Origin of the sequence: Blautia glucerasea (assembly GCF_020537505.1) — a bacterium.
In the GTDB taxonomy this organism is placed as follows: domain Bacteria; phylum Bacillota; class Clostridia; order Lachnospirales; family Lachnospiraceae; genus Blautia_A.
Window position 1 is genome coordinate 51961 of record NZ_JAJBMO010000017.1, and the last position, 16552, is coordinate 68512.

Consider the following 16552-nt stretch of genomic DNA (forward strand, 5'->3'; position numbering starts at 1 on the left):
TGCTCGATCTTTCATAGACTGATGATGGTGGTCACACCTTATACACTTCTTACGGTATTGCCGTTTGGGGCGCATTATGTGGCGAATGGAACACTTGCGGTTTCTGATTTTGTCATCTGTATTATTTCATCACTTGGAATCGTTGGACCATCTGGTGGAGAAAAATCAACACTTTGCAATCTGATTGCCAGATTCTGGGATGTGGATTCCGAGGAAGTGACGCTTGGAGGCGTGAATGTAAAAGACTACAGCATGAACAGTCTGATGCGTGATTTTTCATTTGTATTTCAGTCTGTGTATTTGTTTGCAGATACTATTGAGAATAATATTAAATTCGGACGTCAGGATGCAAGCCATGAGGAAGTGGTGGAAGTGGCAAAGAAAGCGTGCTGTCACGATTTCATCAGCAAACTTCATGATGGATACAATACAGTGATCGGAGAGAGAAGAGCTACACTTTCCGGTGGCGAGAAACAGCGTATTTCGATAGCCAGAGCAACCATGAAGGATGCAGTAGATGTACTTACAAAGGAAAAAACGATTATTATGATTGCCCACAGATTAAAAACAGTCAGACATGCGGATCAGATTGTGGTTGTTGACAAAGGAAGGATTGTGCAGCAGGGAACACATGAGCAGCTAATGAAGCAGGAAGGTATCTATAAGAGATTTGTGGATGCAAGGCAGCAGGCGGTAAGCTGGAAACCGGCGCATTGAGAAATAATGTACAGTTGGGGAATATCCAAATTGAATTATCTGAAAAAGGCATAATTTAAGGACACAAATTCTTCACAAAAGAATTAGCACTCACCTCTTGACAGTGCTAACAATACGTGTTATATTACATACAGAACAAAGGAAGAGAGAAAAAGAAATCTTCCAGTTTCATTGAGAATGTTAATTAAACACGTAAGTGTTCACAATATAAGGAGGAATGGATTATGTTAATGCCTAGTATTTTTGGAGAAGATTTATTTGATGATTGGATGAGATTACCTGTAGAAAGAGAGACGAACAGAGGTTACAGAACCACAGAACTGATGAAGACAGATATTAAGGATGTGGATGGCAGCTACGAGCTGAGCATGGACCTTCCGGGATTTCATAAAGAAGATGTGAAGATTCAGCTGAAGGATGGTTACCTGAACATCCAGGCTTCCAGAACTGAGAATAAAGATGAGAAGGACAATCATGGTAAATATGTCCACAGAGAACGTTACACCGGACAGTGCTCCAGAAGCTTCTATGTAGGAAAAGAGTTGGAGCATGAGGACATTCATGCGAAATATGATAACGGTGTTCTGGTTGTTACCTTCCCGAAGGAAGCGAAAAAGAAAGTGCCAGAAGAGAAGAAGTTTATTTCTATTGAAGGTTGATTTTGGTAAAATAGATTTTTGGACTGATATAGACTGACATAAAATATGTGCGCCAGCCGTGAAATAGAAGCGGCGGCTGGCGTAAATAATTACTGAATACTGTGAACAGCTTCTTTCATATAGATTGTGTTTCATTTAAAGACGATTTTCTAATTTACATAGATTTTGTTTCATACCCCCTCATTTCCTGCCGGCTACCCACCGGCAGGTTTTTTCTTATGTCTTTACATCATTTCACCTGTCTGTTATACTTGTCTGGAATTATTGCTGACTGTAAAAAACAAAATGTTGTTGCAAGCGTTGTGAACAGTAACAATGTTTTAAGAGAAGGAATTTACCCATGAATTACATTGTATTTGACTTGGAATGGAACCAGAGCCCAGGGGGAAAAAGGTGGTCCAACAGCCGTCTGCCTTTTGAGATCATAGAAATCGGCGCCGTAAAACTGAATGAAAAGAAAGAAATTGTGGACAGCTTTCAGCGTCTGGTCAAGCCCCAGGTGTATAACTGGATCCATGACAGTATCCATGAAGTAATTCATATGAATTATAAAGATCTGCAGAACGGAACCCCTTTTCCACAGGCAGTTACAGAGTTTCTGGATTGGTGTGGAGAAGAATATATTTTCTTCACCTGGGGAAATCAGGATGTGATGGAACTGCAACGGAATATGAAATACTATGGCGAGCTTTCCAGGATCGAAGGTCCGGTAACCTATTATGATGTGCAGAAATTATTTGCCATCCGCTACGAGGAAAACGACGAGCGCCGTTCCCTGGAATTTGCCACAGATAAAATGGGCGTAGAGAAGAAAATGGACTTTCACCGTGCTCTGGGAGATGCTTATTACACCGCATGTATTCTCCAGAAAATAGAAGACGAGTATATTTTTCCTAACTCATCCCTGGATGTATACCAGAACCCTAAGAGTAAGCGGGAAGAGATCCACGTATCCTACCCGGCTTACGATAAATATGTGTCCCGTGAATTTTATTCCCGGGAAAAAGCCATGAAGGACCGTGAAGTAACCAGCACAAAATGCCCATTGTGCCATAACCCGGCTAAGCGCAAGATCCGCTGGTTTATGAATAATTCCAAGGTTTACTACAGCGTGTCCCTTTGCCAGGAACATGGCTTTGTCCTTGGCAAGATCCGGATCCGCCGGACAGAAGACAACATGTACTATGTAATCAAGAAACTGACTAACGTAACCGACGAAGAAGCCGACGAGATCCGCCAGAAACGTGATGCCCACAGGGCAAAGAAAAGGATGAAAAAGGAAGAGTCATAGAGCTATGGTTTACAGGCTTTATGGCTTTTTACTTTTAGAGATGTGTTGCGCCATAATAGAAAAAGGGTATACTCATACTATCAACCCGAAAGGGGAAATGCCGCTACTTTTATTAACCGCTATTCAAGAAAAGAATTTTTTAATCATTTACTTAGTTATAATTACACAGAAGCGTCTGCTGAACAGGTGAAAAAATTAAAGAAAAGCAAAGAAATAAAAGAAATGTCATGTTATCCGGATGATAATTCGATTAAAATGATTGACGGAATTCTGGTGGTGAAACTTCAGGATAAATAGAGGAAACATATTGGTGCTTAAATTAAAAGGACTACCGTTGTATCAGTTTTGAAAATTAAGAGAAAAATTTTCAAAAGCTGCTTCAAACGATAGTCCTTTTGCACTCCCTGTTTGTCACGGATGCAGGAAAATGGATTTAAAATTGGTTACATATTTTTATAAAGCTGGTATTGTCAGCAGATTCGTCAGAATCGACCGCTCATACTGCATTCCCCATCCAACCATCTGCCCGTTAAAGTAATATTTGCTCTTTAATCTTAATGGTCCAACCGCATTGGAAAGGATTGCCTGTTTTTTAGTAAGAGTGCTAAGGTCAGTGCCAGTGGGGACAGTTACATATACATTCTTGGTATAGTAGAATGGATAGGTATTTCCGCAATTGTTCAGCAGGTACTGTTCGCTTGGAAGATTTTTCTTCGGAACAGGATTCTTGCTGACTTTGACCTTCTGGACTTCGAAATTGTCAAAACCGTAATCTAGAAGGCTCTTGGTATCTGCCCATGCACCGTTTACGGAATTCAGGACAACGGCAACCAGCGTCATATTCCCACGTTTGGCGTAGGTGATCAAGGTAGCACCGGCGGCATCTGTGTAGCCTGTTTTTCCACCAAGGACACCATCGTAGGCGTAATCCCTGCCTGCCATCATCTTGTGATGGTTCAGGAGGTAACGGGTTTCGTTGAAAATATTAGTCGGCGGAATATTATACAGGTCTGTGGTGAAAAATTTCCTGCAAAGAGGATTCTGCCATGCTGCCTTGGCAATCTTTGCCATATCGCTTGCCGTGGTAACGTGAGTCGGATCAGGAAGACCGTTTGGATTATTAAAATGGGTATTTTTACATCCAAGCTGTGCGGCTCTGGTGTTCATCAGCTCTACAAATTTCTTTACAGAACCGGAAACCTCTTCGCCAATGCCAAGTGCCATTTCGTTGGCAGATTCCAGCATTAGTGCCATCAGACACTGCTCCACAGTGAAAACCTCCCCGGCGTCACCGTAAATGGTGGAGCTTCCAGCTTCAATTCCGTAAGCTGCCTGCTGGGAAAGGGTGAGCTGTGCGTTTATATCCAGATTCTCACAGCCGAGAAGACAAGTGAGAAGTTTGGTAATGCTGGCTGGGTAAAGCTGGGTGTCGGCATTCTTGGAATACAGGACCGCTTCTGTATTTAAATCCATAAGAACTGCAGCCTGTGCCTCGATCTTAGGACCCACCGGCCAGCCCTGGATGGAATCCGTGTCAGCTTCCTGTGCGTAATATTCGGTATGCGGATCCGGAGTAGGAGTAGGGGAACTGGCTGCTGTATCATTTGCAGGAGTATCGGTGGCCTCTGCCCAGACTGCACCAGTCTGCCCCAGAAGCATTCCCGCTGCCAGAACTCCGCAGAAAATCCGCTTTATTTTCATATGAAGTTTTTTTCTGCTCATATAAAATCCTTTCTTAAATAAATGCTAGTAAAACTGTTTAAAATCGCATGTGGAACTGTGAATTCCTCATAAAGTATTGTTTTCGTAGCGCAACACTTCAATATGAGTGCATATAGACCATAAACTCTGCGTGTTGCTACGCAATATTTTGTGTTATGCCCTAAGATATTACTTGATTATACCACTTTTCCCTCCCTAAAACTATTAAAAGAGTGTGAATTGTTCCCATCACCCCGTAAAATAGACAAATCCAGCAATATTTTCCCCTGTTCTCTCCATTTTTTCAGCGGAAAAACACTTGACATATAGAAATTATGCCCCTTATAATAGACAAGAAAACATCATAGGTAAAGACTGCGATGGAGACAGTAAGCTGATTTTGAACGTTTAAGGTCACGAGGGGCGAGAGCCAGGGATCTTTTCAGCGAGACGGGGACGGTGCAAGCCCGCCGCAAGTAGACTCAGCCGAAGATCACTCCGGAGTTTTATCTCTGAATTCCGCTAAAAATATATTTGTGTTTTACCGATGCAGGAATGAACATAGCATATATTCGGAGCTTTCAAGTAAGAGATAACGGAATTCCCCCGTTATAGGGAGCATGTATCGGTCGCGGCAGCGGGCCTGTACATTGTAACAGGTGGTATAACGAGTGCTGACAGCCTTCGTCCTTTTGCAGGGATGGAGGCTTTTCTTATATAAGGAAACTCCTCTGGCGTTTTGACTGCGTACTCTGGAAGTCCAATACAGCATCGGCTTTCATCTAACAAGTTGTCCGCCAGTGCAGACAGCAACAATTAATTTAAGGAGGAAAAAACTTTGTACCAGAAAGTAGACACGAATCTCAATTTCGTAGATCGCGAGAAAAAAGTAGAAGAATTCTGGAAAGAAAACCATATTTTTGAAAAAAGTATGGAAAATCGTAAAGAAGGTCCGACTTACACATTCTACGACGGACCGCCAACTGCAAACGGCAAGCCACACATCGGCCATGTACTTACCCGTGTTATCAAGGATATGATTCCGAGATACCGCGCAATGAAAGGCTACATGGTACCTCGTAAAGCCGGATGGGATACCCATGGTCTTCCGGTAGAGCTTGAGGTAGAGAAGAAGCTTGGTCTGGACGGAAAAGAGCAGATCGAGGAATACGGTATGGAGCCATTTATCCAGCAGTGTAAGGAGAGCGTCTGGAAATACAAAGGAATGTGGGAGGATTTCTCCTCAACAGTTGGTTTCTGGGCTGATATGGAGCATCCATACGTAACCTACGAGGATAACTACATTGAGTCCGAGTGGTGGGCACTGAAAGAAATCTGGGACAAAGGCCTCTTATACAAAGGCTTCAAGATCGTTCCTTACTGCCCGCGCTGCGGAACCCCGCTTTCATCCCAGGAGGTTTCCCAGGGCTATAAATTAGTAAAAGAGCGCTCTGCGATCGCACGTTTCAAGGTAATCGGCGAGGACGCATACTTCCTGGCATGGACCACCACACCGTGGACTCTTCCATCCAACGTTGCACTCTGTGTAAACCCAGATGAGACCTACTGCAAAGTAAAAGCTGCAGACGGATATACCTATTATATGGCAGAAGCCCTTCTGGACAAAGTACTTGGCAAGCTGGCAAAAGATGACGAGCCAGCTTACGAAGTTCTGGAAACCTACAAGGGTAAAGATCTGGAATACAAAGCATACGAGCCTCTTTTCAAATGCACAGGCGACTATGTGGCAACGAAAGGCAAAAAAGCCCACTATGTAGTATGCGATACCTACGTAACCATGAGCGATGGTACTGGTATCGTTCATATCGCCCCTGCATTCGGTGAAGACGACAGCCGTGTAGGCCGTGAGTATGACCTTCCATTTGTACAGTTTGTAGATGGAAAAGGAAACCTGACTGCTGAGACACCATATGCCGGTGTATTTGTTAAGAAGGCAGACCCGATGGTCCTTACCGATCTTGACAAAGAAGGCAAGCTGTTCGACGCTCCGAAATTTGAGCATGATTACCCACACTGCTGGCGCTGTGATACACCGCTGATCTACTATGCAAGAGAATCCTGGTTTATCAAGATGACAGCTGTTAAGGACGATCTGATCCGCAACAACAACACCATCAACTGGATCCCGGAGAGCATTGGTAAGGGACGTTTCGGCGACTGGCTTGAGAACGTTCAGGACTGGGGAATCAGCCGTAACCGTTACTGGGGAACTCCACTGAACATCTGGGAGTGCAGCTGCGGTCATATGGAATCTGTTGGAAGTCGCCAGGATCTCTATGAGAAAACAGGTGATGAGCGTGCTAAGACCGTAGAGCTTCATCGTCCATACATTGATGAGCTCACCATGAAATGCCCGGAGTGCGGCGGCACTATGCACCGTGTACCAGAGGTTATCGACTGCTGGTTCGATTCTGGAGCAATGCCATTTGCACAGCACCATTATCCATTTGAGAACCAGGAGCTGTTCAAACAGCAGTTCCCTGCAAACTTTATTTCCGAGGCTGTTGACCAGACAAGAGGATGGTTCTATTCCCTTCTTGCTGAGTCCACTCTTCTTTTCAACCAGGCTCCATATAAGAACGTTATCGTTCTTGGCCACGTACAGGATGAGAATGGCCAGAAGATGAGTAAGTCCAAAGGAAATGCCGTTGATCCGTTTGACGCACTTCAGACCTACGGTGCAGACGCGATCCGCTGGTACTTCTACATCAACAGTGCTCCATGGCTGCCGAACCGTTTCCATGGCAAGGCTGTTCAGGAAGGACAGCGTAAATTTATGGGTACTCTTTGGAATACCTATGCATTCTTTGTACTTTATGCAAATATCGATGGCTTTGACGCCACAAAATATACACTTGACTATGACAAGCTTCCAGTTATGGACAAATGGCTTCTTAGCAAGCTGAATACACTTGTTAAAACCGTTGACGAAGATCTGAATGACTACAAGATCCCGGAGACTGCAAGAGCACTTCAGGGCTTTGTGGACGAGATGAGTAACTGGTATGTAAGACGCTGCCGTGAGCGTTTCTGGGCAAAGGGAATGGAGCAGGATAAGATCAATGCTTACATGACTCTTTACACAGCATTAGTAACTGTTGCTAAGGCAGCAGCTCCGATGATCCCGTTCATGACAGAGGATATCTACCAGAACCTTGTAAGATCTCTGGACAAAACAGCTCCTGAGAGTATCCATCTCTGCGACTTCCCGGAAGTAAAAGAAGAGTGGATCAACAAAGATCTGGAAGACAGCATGGAAGAAGTTCTGGAGGTTGTTGTTCTTGGACGTGCATGCCGTAACACAGCAAACATCAAGAACCGTCAGCCGATCGGAACCATGTATGTAAAAGCTGCCAAGAAGATGGATAAATATTTCACAGACATTATCGCAGATGAGCTGAATGTAAAAGAAGTGAAATTTGCAGATGACGTGGAATCCTTCATCTCCTACAGCTTCAAACCACAGCTTCGTACAGTTGGACCGAAATATGGCAAACTTCTTGGCGGAATCCGCACTGCACTTGCAGAAATCAACGGAAGCCAGGCTATGAACGAGCTGAAGACAAACGGCGTACTTGTACTTGATATTGATGGAAACAAGGTAGAGCTGGCAGAGGAAGACCTGCTGATCGAGACTGCACAGACAGAGGGCTATGTAACAGAGACAGAGGGTGAGACCGCTGTTGTCCTGGATACCAACCTGACACCTGAGCTGATCGAGGAGGGCTTTGTCCGCGAGATCATCAGCAAGATCCAGACTATGCGTAAAGAGGCCGGCTTCGAGGTTATGGACAAGATCCGCGTTTCCGTGAAAGACAACGAGAAGATTGTTGAGACCATGAAGGCTAATGAGGCTGAGATCAAATCTGAGGTTCTGGCCGAGAAAGTTGTTTATGGCGAGACTGATGGTTATGTAAAAGAGTGGAATATTAATAAAGAGCATGTAACTCTTGGTGTTACAAAACTGTAAAGCAAAGAGCTGCAGCCCTTGATTTAACAATATTTTCACTTTTGTTTCGATGTTTTGAGACATTTTTGCTATATACTTAAGAAGATATTACGGCGAAAGGTTCTGGAATTTCAGAACCTTTTGTCCGGTATATCAGATAAACCATGTTACTGTTCACTACATTTGCCAGGATATTTCTGGTAAGTGTTAATGAAACATACAACAGGAGGGACAAAATGATTGACAAACAGTTTGACAAAGAAACCTTCAAAAAGAGTGTAAAAGATAACGTTAAGTTTCTTTACCGCAGAAAGCTTGAAGAGGCAACCCAGGAGCAGCTTTTCCAGGCTGTAAGCTACACTGTGAAGGATGTTATCATCGATAACTGGCTTGATACACAGAACTCTTATGAAGAGCAGGATCCGAAGATTGTTTACTACATGTCCATGGAGTTTCTTATGGGACGTGCCCTTGGAAACAACCTTTTAAACCTTGGCGCATACGGCGAGGTGAAGGAAGCTCTTGAGGAGCTTGGAATCGACATCAACGCACTTGAGGACCAGGAGCCGGATCCAGCACTTGGAAACGGTGGTCTTGGAAGACTTGCTGCCTGCTTCCTTGATTCTCTTGCTACACTTGGATATTGCGCATACGGCTGCGGAATCCGCTACCGTTACGGTATGTTCAAACAGGAGATCAGAGACGGATACCAGGTTGAGGTTCCGGATGCATGGCTTGAGAACGGCTATCCATTCGAGCTTCGTCGTCCGGAATATGCAAAAGAGGTACATTTCGGCGGCTATGTAAGAGTTGAGTATGACCAGGCAACCGGCCAGAATAAATTCATCCATGAAGGATATCAGGCTGTAAAGGCTATTCCATATGATATGCCGATCGTTGGATACGAGAACAATGTAGTAAATACTCTTCGTATTTGGGATGCAGCTGCAATCGAGCAGTTTGGATTTGACTCTTTTGACAAAGGTGACTACAAGAAAGCCGTTGAGCAGGAGAACCTTGCAAAAGATATCGTAAACGTACTTTACCCGAACGACAACAAGATGTCTGGTAAAGAGCTTCGTCTGAAACAGCAGTACTTCTTCGTATCTGCAAGTATTCAGGCTGCAATCGAGAAATACAAAAAGACACATGATGATATCAAGAAGCTTCATGAGAAAGTCGTATTCCAGATGAACGATACTCATCCGACTATGGCTGTTGCAGAGCTTATGAGAATCCTCATGGATCAGGAAGGTCTTGGCTGGGATGACGCCTGGGCAGTAACTACCAAGTGTGTGGCTTACACCAACCACACTATCATGTCCGAGGCTCTTGAGAAATGGCCGATCGAGCTGTTCTCCAGACTGCTTCCACGTGTATACCAGATCATCGAGGAGATCAACCGTCGTTTCATCATCGAGATCCAGAACAAATATCCTAGAAACTATGAGAAGATCAAAAAGATGGCGATCATCTATGATGGACAGGTTAAGATGGCACACCTTGCAATCGTTGCAGGCTACTCTGTAAACGGTGTTGCAAGACTTCATACAGAGATCCTGAAGAACCAGGAGTTAAAAGACTTCTACGAGATGATGCCAGAGAAGTTCAACAACAAGACAAACGGTATCACCCAGAGACGTTTCCTTCTTCACGGAAACCAGAATCTTGCTGCATGGGTTACAGACCATATTGGACCAGACTGGGTAACAGATCTTTCCCAGATTGGCAAGCTGAAGGTTTATGCAGATGATGAGAAAGCTCTTCAGGAGTTCATGAACATCAAATTCCAGAACAAACAGCGTCTTGCAAAATACATTCTGGAGCACAATGGTGTTGAAGTTGATCCTCACTCCATTTTTGATGTACAGGTTAAGAGACTTCATGAGTACAAGAGACAGCTTCTCAACATCCTTCATGTAATCTATCTGTACAACCAGATCAAATTACATCCGGAGATGGAGTTCTATCCAAGAACCTTTATCTTTGGTGCAAAAGCTTCCGCTGCTTATGAGCGTGCGAAAAAGATCATCAAACTGATCAACTGTGTAGGTGATGTTGTAAACAATGATCCGACTATCAATGGCAAGATCAAAGTTGTATTCATCGAGAACTACAGAGTATCCAACGCAGAGATGATCTTCGCAGCAGCAGATGTTTCCGAGCAGATCTCCACAGCAAGTAAAGAGGCTTCTGGTACAGGTAACATGAAGTTCATGCTGAACGGTGCCCTTACACTTGGAACCATGGACGGTGCAAACGTAGAGATCGTTGAGGAAGTTGGCCAGGAGAACGCATTCATCTTCGGTATGAGCGCTGACCAGATCATCAACTATGAGAACCACGGCGGATATGACCCAACATTTATTTACAACACAGACACTGAGATCCGTCAGGTACTGATGCAGCTGATTAATGGTACCTTCTCCAGCGATACAGAGCTGTTCAGGGATATTTATGATTCTCTTCTTACAACAAAGAACTGCTCCAGAGCAGACCAGTACTTCATCCTGGGCGATTTCAGATCCTATGCTGAGGCCCAGAAGAGAGTGGAAGCTGCTTACAAGGATGAGAAGAAGTGGGCAAAGATGGCTCTCCTGAACACCGCATGCAGCGGAAAATTCTCCTCTGACAGAACCATCCAGGAGTATGTAGATGATATCTGGCATCTGGATAAGGTTACTGTTACTAAGAGCGAGGCTGCTGAGAAATAAATAGTGGCAGGAAAGGTTGAAGCGAAACGGTGATGACCGTTTATGCGGATAACTTTAAATATGAAAAAAGAAATCCTCCCGGAATGGTGAAACGGTGCAACCGCGGCTATTCCGGGAGGATTTTTTAGTAATCTTCCTTCTGCCAGTATTCATAAGGCAGCATGTGATACATTTTTCGGACGGTAGTCCGCTGGCTGGTGTAGAGGCTGGCCAGTTTGCGTTTCTGGATGTAGAGATCTTTTTGCATTTCTTCAAGGTCGTAGGGAACCTTGTCATTTACATAATATTTTCCAAAAGAATAGAAATCTGCCTTGCAGCCAGTTTCTTTATATTCTTTTTCCACAAGCTCATGGGTCATCTGGTGGTGCTGGTGCCCGTATTCGCCGTGAGGGTTGTGGGTGGCCACCTGGGTCCAGGCTTTGTAATTCAGGACGGTGGCGATATCGGCCTCCATATCCTTTTTCCAGAAAGTCCAGCTGCTCCGGCGTTTCCCTATTTTGTCCGGATAGGAGAGAATCAGATATTTATCACCGGTGGCTTCCATCACAGACTTAAACTCTGCACTTCGCACCGGATCATTTCCGCGGGTCATACAGACAACCAGGTAATCATCCTCAATTAAATGTCTGCCGCCCCAGAGCAGGTCGTCATCCGGGTGGGCGACGAACATTACCTTGTCGTAGCCATCCAGATCAAGGGCATCCAGGTCTGCGGTGGTGACGTGGGGGAGATTTATATATGGGTAAAGCAGGTAAAAACCTTTTGCCAGGAAAAGGATGGCGATAGCAATTATAAGAAAAAGCAGCTTCCGTTTCCAGTGATGACGCAAGCGGCGAAGGATAGCAGTATATCTTTGGCGCGCGGAAGGGGAAACGCTTGAAGCCGTGGGTGTGTTTGTGTTCATGGGGTTAGCTCCGTTTCAAGTTGTTTTTAATAACTATGTTCTCAATTATACTACGTTTTAGGAAAGTTACAAGCTGGATAAGAAGAACTTAAGAAACTTTAGGGAAAGTTAAGACTTTGCCGTAGGGCTGGACATGAAAGTGGGAAGGCTGTTATACTTAGACCAGTAAAATCTTTGAGGTAATAATGAATGAGAAAAAAGAATCTTATATTTATTCTGGGATTTATAATGTGTTTTCTGGCCGCGTATAAAGGGATGGTGTTTAGTCCATCGTTTACTATGATGTTCGTGGCAGCCGGAATGGGATTTTGTATCATGGCGGAAATACTGTATATGGTGCAGAACGAAGGGGATATGCGGGCTGCTAATAATACATCTGTTGCGGAGAAAACAGGACGGATGACGATCGGTGTTGGGATTTGTAGTAGAATATTTTACATAATTGGAATGATCTGGGTATTCCCAGCCGTGATCATTTATGCCACTGGTGATGACTGGATGAACGGCTGTATGAAAGCGGCTGGAATTGGAAGCATTGTCCTGTGTGGAATCTGGTTTGGCTGGATGTGGAAAAAGGGAGAAATTCGACTGGCTGTGTGGGGAAAAGCTGTGGAATTACTGATTTCTCTGGCAGGAGCACTGCTGGCTGTTTTTTGTGGAATTAACAGTGTAGCTTTAATTCCCTATGGTGCTGGCCTATTGTTACTGACAATTGCCAGGCTATCTGAGGGAAAAGAAAATAAGGTAAGAGAATGCTTCTTTCTTGCCGGATTAGTGTTGATGACAGTATTTCCTTCTGCACCCATGCTTGGTGGTGTATTGTGAAAAAGTAAATGTGAGGATAATGGAAATTGAAACATTGTAATAAAAAAGGAAAACGAAAGGCGAAACTGATTGGTCTGGCCGCGTGCGTGGCAGCAACGGTAACTTTAAGTGGCTGCAGCCTTTATGATATTGCGGATTTATTTTCCGGGCTTGGAAAAGGCAGTGAGGCTTTATATGCGAATGAAAATCAACAGATGCCAACGGAAGTTGCTGAAGCTCAAACTGGGAGTATGGATAACAATATAACTGATGAGGCAGAGCAGAAAGAGATAACAGAAATAGCAATTCTCCCCGGTGCGTCCTGGTTAGACACAGACGGTAACGTGATCCAGGCCCATGGCGGACAGATCCAGCTTATGCCAGTGCCAGGTGAAAATGGGGTCAAAACAGAAAAATATGTCTGGGTAGGTGAAGATAAATCCTCCGGTCATTTGGGAAATGATGTGGCTGTTTACACTTCCGATGATCTGTATCATTGGGAATTCCAGGGCGATGTATTTCGGGCCGTAGAATCCCGGGAACAGTTGGATGAGGATTCCTATTTCCACGAGCTTTATCAGGATCATACCAGCGATGAATTGAATGAAATCTATAACTGTATTAACAAAAATACCGTAATAGAACGTCCAAAACTCTTATATAATCACAAAAATGACAACTATGTGCTCTGGTTTCACAGCGATGATAGTACGGAAAAGAATACCTATAAATATGATGTGGGTATGGCTGGAGTGGCAGTTAGCGATTCCCCTGCCGGTCCATTCAAATTTCTTGGCAGATACCGGCTAAGTCAGTGTCCGGACGAGCAGATTGACTGCTTTCCATTCTCTAAAGGCGAAGCCCGTGACATGAACCTTTTTCAGGATGAGGACGGAACTGCCTATGTCACTTATACCAGTGAAAATAACAAGACGTTGTACATTTCCAAGCTGAATGAGGATTATACATATCTGTCCACAGACCCGGAGAAAGCGGTTTATAAAGAAGATTTTATCCGCATTTTTCCAGGAGCCATGCGGGAGGCTCCGGTCTTATTTAAAGGCGACAATGGAAGATACTATCTTATGTCCTCCAGCACCACCGGCTGGATGTCCAACCAGGCCAGAGTCTGGTCCGCAGATGAAATCTTCGGTGACTGGCAAAATGATGGAAACCCATGCGTCGGCACAGATGCCGACATTACCTTTGACACCCAGAGCACCTGCGTTTTCCAGACGAAAGAAGGTCAGTGGATTTACTACGGCGACCGCTGGAACAGCACAGACCTGGCAGATTCCAGATATATCTGGCTGCCGCTTAACTTTGACGGAAATAGAGTGGTAATTAAATGGGAGTCGGATTTTGTCCTCAAATAATTGGAGAAGACAAAGAAAATTTTCGCGCTTAGGCGGTGCATTACAAATCAGTTATCTACTATGGAGTAAATAGTTACGCTTACTGAGAAAAGTGATAAATAACTGAAATACGTGATATGAATAAAAGGAAAATTCTGATAAAATCACTTACAAAGGATAACAAGGTGAATATGCCGGCAGGGCAGACATTGCATAAATGAAAATCAGGGAGGAAAAACATGAAGGAACTTCTTTACGGAGCAGCATACTACGACGAATATATGCCATACGACCGTCTGGACAAAGATGTGGCTATGATGAAAAAAGCAGGGATCAACACTGTTCGAATTGCAGAATCTACCTGGAGCACCTGCGAGCCACAGCCAGGAGTATTTGATTTTTCCCATGTGGAAAGAGTGATGGACGCCATGGAAGAGGCGGGAATCAACGTAATTATCGGTACACCTACTTATGCAGTGCCTACCTGGATGGTAAAGGCGCACCCGGATGTGCTGGCTGAGACAGTTGAGGGAAGAGGCATTTACGGCGCCCGTCAGATTATGGATATTACTCATCCGGTGTATCTTTTTTATGCTGAGCGTGTGATCCGCGAGCTGATGAAGCGTACAGCCCACAGAAAATGTGTCATCGGTTTCCAGCTGGACAATGAGACGAAATACTACGGAACTGCAGGCAAAAATGTGCAGGAACAGTTTGTCAAATACCTCCGGGAAAAATTCCACGATGATATGGACGCTATGAATTATGAATTCGGTCTGGATTACTGGAGCAACCGTATCAACGCCTGGGAGGATTTCCCAGATGTGCGCGGTACTATCAATGGAAGTCTTGGCGCAGAATTTGAGAAATTCCAGAGAACTCTGGTTGACAAATTCTTAAGCTGGCAGGCAGACATTGTAAATGAATACAGAAGAGAAGACCAGTTTGTGACCCATAACCTGGACTTTGAGTGGAGAGGATATTCCTATGGAATTCAACCTTATGTAAACCATCTCCACGCGTCCCAGTGTCTGACAATTGCAGGAACTGACATTTATCATCCTACACAGGATGACCTTACCGGTGCTGAAATTGCATTCGGAGGAGATCTGATCCGTTCCTTAAAACAGGACAATTATCTGGTGATCGAGACCGAAGCACAGGGATTTCCTGGCTGGACACCGTATAAGAATCAGCTGAGATTACAGGCATACAGCCACCTGGCATCTGGAGCAAATAGCGTAATGTACTGGCACTGGCATTCCATTCATAATTCCTTTGAAACTTACTGGAAAGGTCTGCTGAGCCATGATTTCCAGGAGAATGCACCGTATAAGGAAGCCTGCATTATTGGAAATGAGTTTAAAAAGCTGGGAAGCCATCTGGTAAATCTGAAAAAGAAAAATGAGGTGGCAGTGCTGGTTAGCAACGAGGCACTCACAGCCCTGAACTGGTTCCGAATCCAGGAGCAGGCGCCAGGCGCAGATGCGAAGAGTATCTATTATAATGACGTTATGCGCTGGATGTACGATACTCTGTATCATATGAACGTAGAATGCGATTTCATCTGGCCGGAAACCGAGAATCTGGATCAGTATAAAGCGATTGTGGTACCTGCACTTTATGCAGCACCAGATGAATTATTAGAGCGGCTGAATCAGTATGTGGAAAATGGCGGAACGCTGATCGCGTCCTTTAAGTCTGCTTTTGCAAATGAGAATGTGAAAGTGAGCCATGATGTCCAGCCACACATTTTGAATAATTGTTTTGGTGTTCACTACGACCAGTTTACTTTCCCGAAAAATGTAGGATTAACTGGAAAAATTATTTCTGGGAAAATATGTCAGAAAGGCAGTACTTGTCTGGATGACAAGGCTTATGCGAAAGATAGTACTTCCCCGTCTGCACAGATATTTATGGAACTCCTGGTTCCAGATGGAGCAGAGGTACTGGCTTCTTACGACCACTACAACTGGAAAGACTACGCTGCCATCACTCGAAACCATTACGGCAAAGGACAGGCGGTATATGTTGGCTGCATGACTGACGAAGATACCTTAAAAGCTGTCTACAAAGCAGTTCTTCCACAGGCAGACGTAGAAATTCCGGAATACCAGTACCCAGTCATCGTTCGAAAAGGAACCAACGACCTTGGCAAGACAGTCCGCTATTTCCTGAATTATTCAGCAGTAGAACTGGAAATGCCATATGATTATAAAACTGGCACAGAATTACTGGAAGATGTGCAAGTTGAAAATAAAGCCGCACTTAGAATGCCAGCATGGGGTGTGAAGATTATAGAAGAAGAATAAAATATGCTCTGCGAGTTTTGCCTGTTATCGCGGCAGCCGTCAAGGCTTCGTGCAAGCACGAACTTTGGCTCATTGTTCATGTAAATAGAAAGTTCCGGTAAATGATAGAAATCATTCACCGGAAT

Annotated in this window: 9 protein-coding genes and 1 pseudogene; 8 read left to right on the forward strand and 2 right to left on the reverse strand. The window is 44.3% G+C overall.

Annotated features, from left to right (window positions below; translation table 11 throughout):
• Positions 1 to 126 precede the first annotated feature (126 nt).
• The 3 genes and pseudogenes from LIQ05_RS13225 to LIQ05_RS13235 form a co-directional block, all read left to right on the forward strand.
• Positions 127 to 717 (forward strand): annotated as a pseudogene (locus LIQ05_RS13225) (ABC transporter ATP-binding protein); the annotation flags it as partial.
• A gap of 224 nt (positions 718 to 941) precedes the next feature.
• Positions 942 to 1376, forward strand: coding sequence for an Hsp20/alpha crystallin family protein (locus LIQ05_RS13230; protein WP_226821336.1), 435 nt, complete (start codon positions 942 to 944; stop codon positions 1374 to 1376).
• A 340-nt stretch (positions 1377 to 1716) separates the two neighbouring features.
• Positions 1717 to 2667 (forward strand): 3'-5' exonuclease, encoded by a 951-nt coding sequence (locus tag LIQ05_RS13235; RefSeq protein WP_226821338.1) that lies wholly within the window; start codon positions 1717 to 1719, stop codon positions 2665 to 2667.
• Between the two features lie 453 nt (positions 2668 to 3120).
• Here LIQ05_RS13235 and LIQ05_RS13240 read toward each other — a convergent pair whose 3' ends face one another.
• Positions 3121 to 4389 carry a D-alanyl-D-alanine carboxypeptidase family protein gene (locus tag LIQ05_RS13240; protein WP_226821340.1) on the reverse strand — a complete coding sequence of 423 codons (1269 nt, stop codon included), beginning with the start codon at positions 4387 to 4389 and terminating at the stop codon, positions 3121 to 3123.
• Positions 4390 to 5206: 817 nt separating this feature from the next.
• Between LIQ05_RS13240 and ileS the strand changes: the two genes are divergently transcribed.
• Both ileS and LIQ05_RS13250 read left to right on the forward strand, forming a co-directional pair.
• A complete protein-coding gene (ileS, locus tag LIQ05_RS13245; protein ID WP_226821342.1) occupies positions 5207 to 8359 on the forward strand; it encodes an isoleucine--tRNA ligase in 3153 nt (1050 codons plus the stop codon).
• A 215-nt stretch (positions 8360 to 8574) separates the two neighbouring features.
• Positions 8575 to 11052: a glycogen/starch/alpha-glucan phosphorylase gene (locus tag LIQ05_RS13250; RefSeq protein WP_226821344.1), complete on the forward strand. Its 2478-nt coding sequence runs from the start codon at positions 8575 to 8577 to the stop codon at positions 11050 to 11052.
• A 124-nt stretch (positions 11053 to 11176) separates the two neighbouring features.
• Here the strand turns inward: LIQ05_RS13250 and LIQ05_RS13255 are convergent, their stop codons facing one another.
• Positions 11177 to 11956 (reverse strand): PIG-L family deacetylase, encoded by a 780-nt coding sequence (locus LIQ05_RS13255; protein ID WP_226821346.1) that lies wholly within the window; start codon positions 11954 to 11956, stop codon positions 11177 to 11179.
• A 189-nt stretch (positions 11957 to 12145) separates the two neighbouring features.
• Here LIQ05_RS13255 and LIQ05_RS13260 point away from each other — a divergent pair, with 189 nt between their 5' ends.
• The 3 genes from LIQ05_RS13260 (at position 12146) to LIQ05_RS13270 (ending at position 16427) form a co-directional block, all read left to right on the forward strand.
• On the forward strand, positions 12146 to 12781 hold the full coding sequence (locus LIQ05_RS13260; RefSeq protein ID WP_226821348.1) for a hypothetical protein: 636 nt from the start codon (positions 12146 to 12148) through the stop codon (positions 12779 to 12781).
• Positions 12782 to 12807: 26 nt separating this feature from the next.
• Entirely contained in the window at positions 12808 to 14136 is a 1329-nt protein-coding gene (locus tag LIQ05_RS13265) for a glycoside hydrolase family 43 protein (protein ID WP_226821362.1), read from the forward strand.
• Positions 14137 to 14354: 218 nt separating this feature from the next.
• On the forward strand, positions 14355 to 16427 hold the full coding sequence (locus tag LIQ05_RS13270) for a beta-galactosidase (protein ID WP_226821364.1): 2073 nt from the start codon (positions 14355 to 14357) through the stop codon (positions 16425 to 16427).
• The last annotated feature ends 125 nt before the right edge of the window (positions 16428 to 16552 follow it).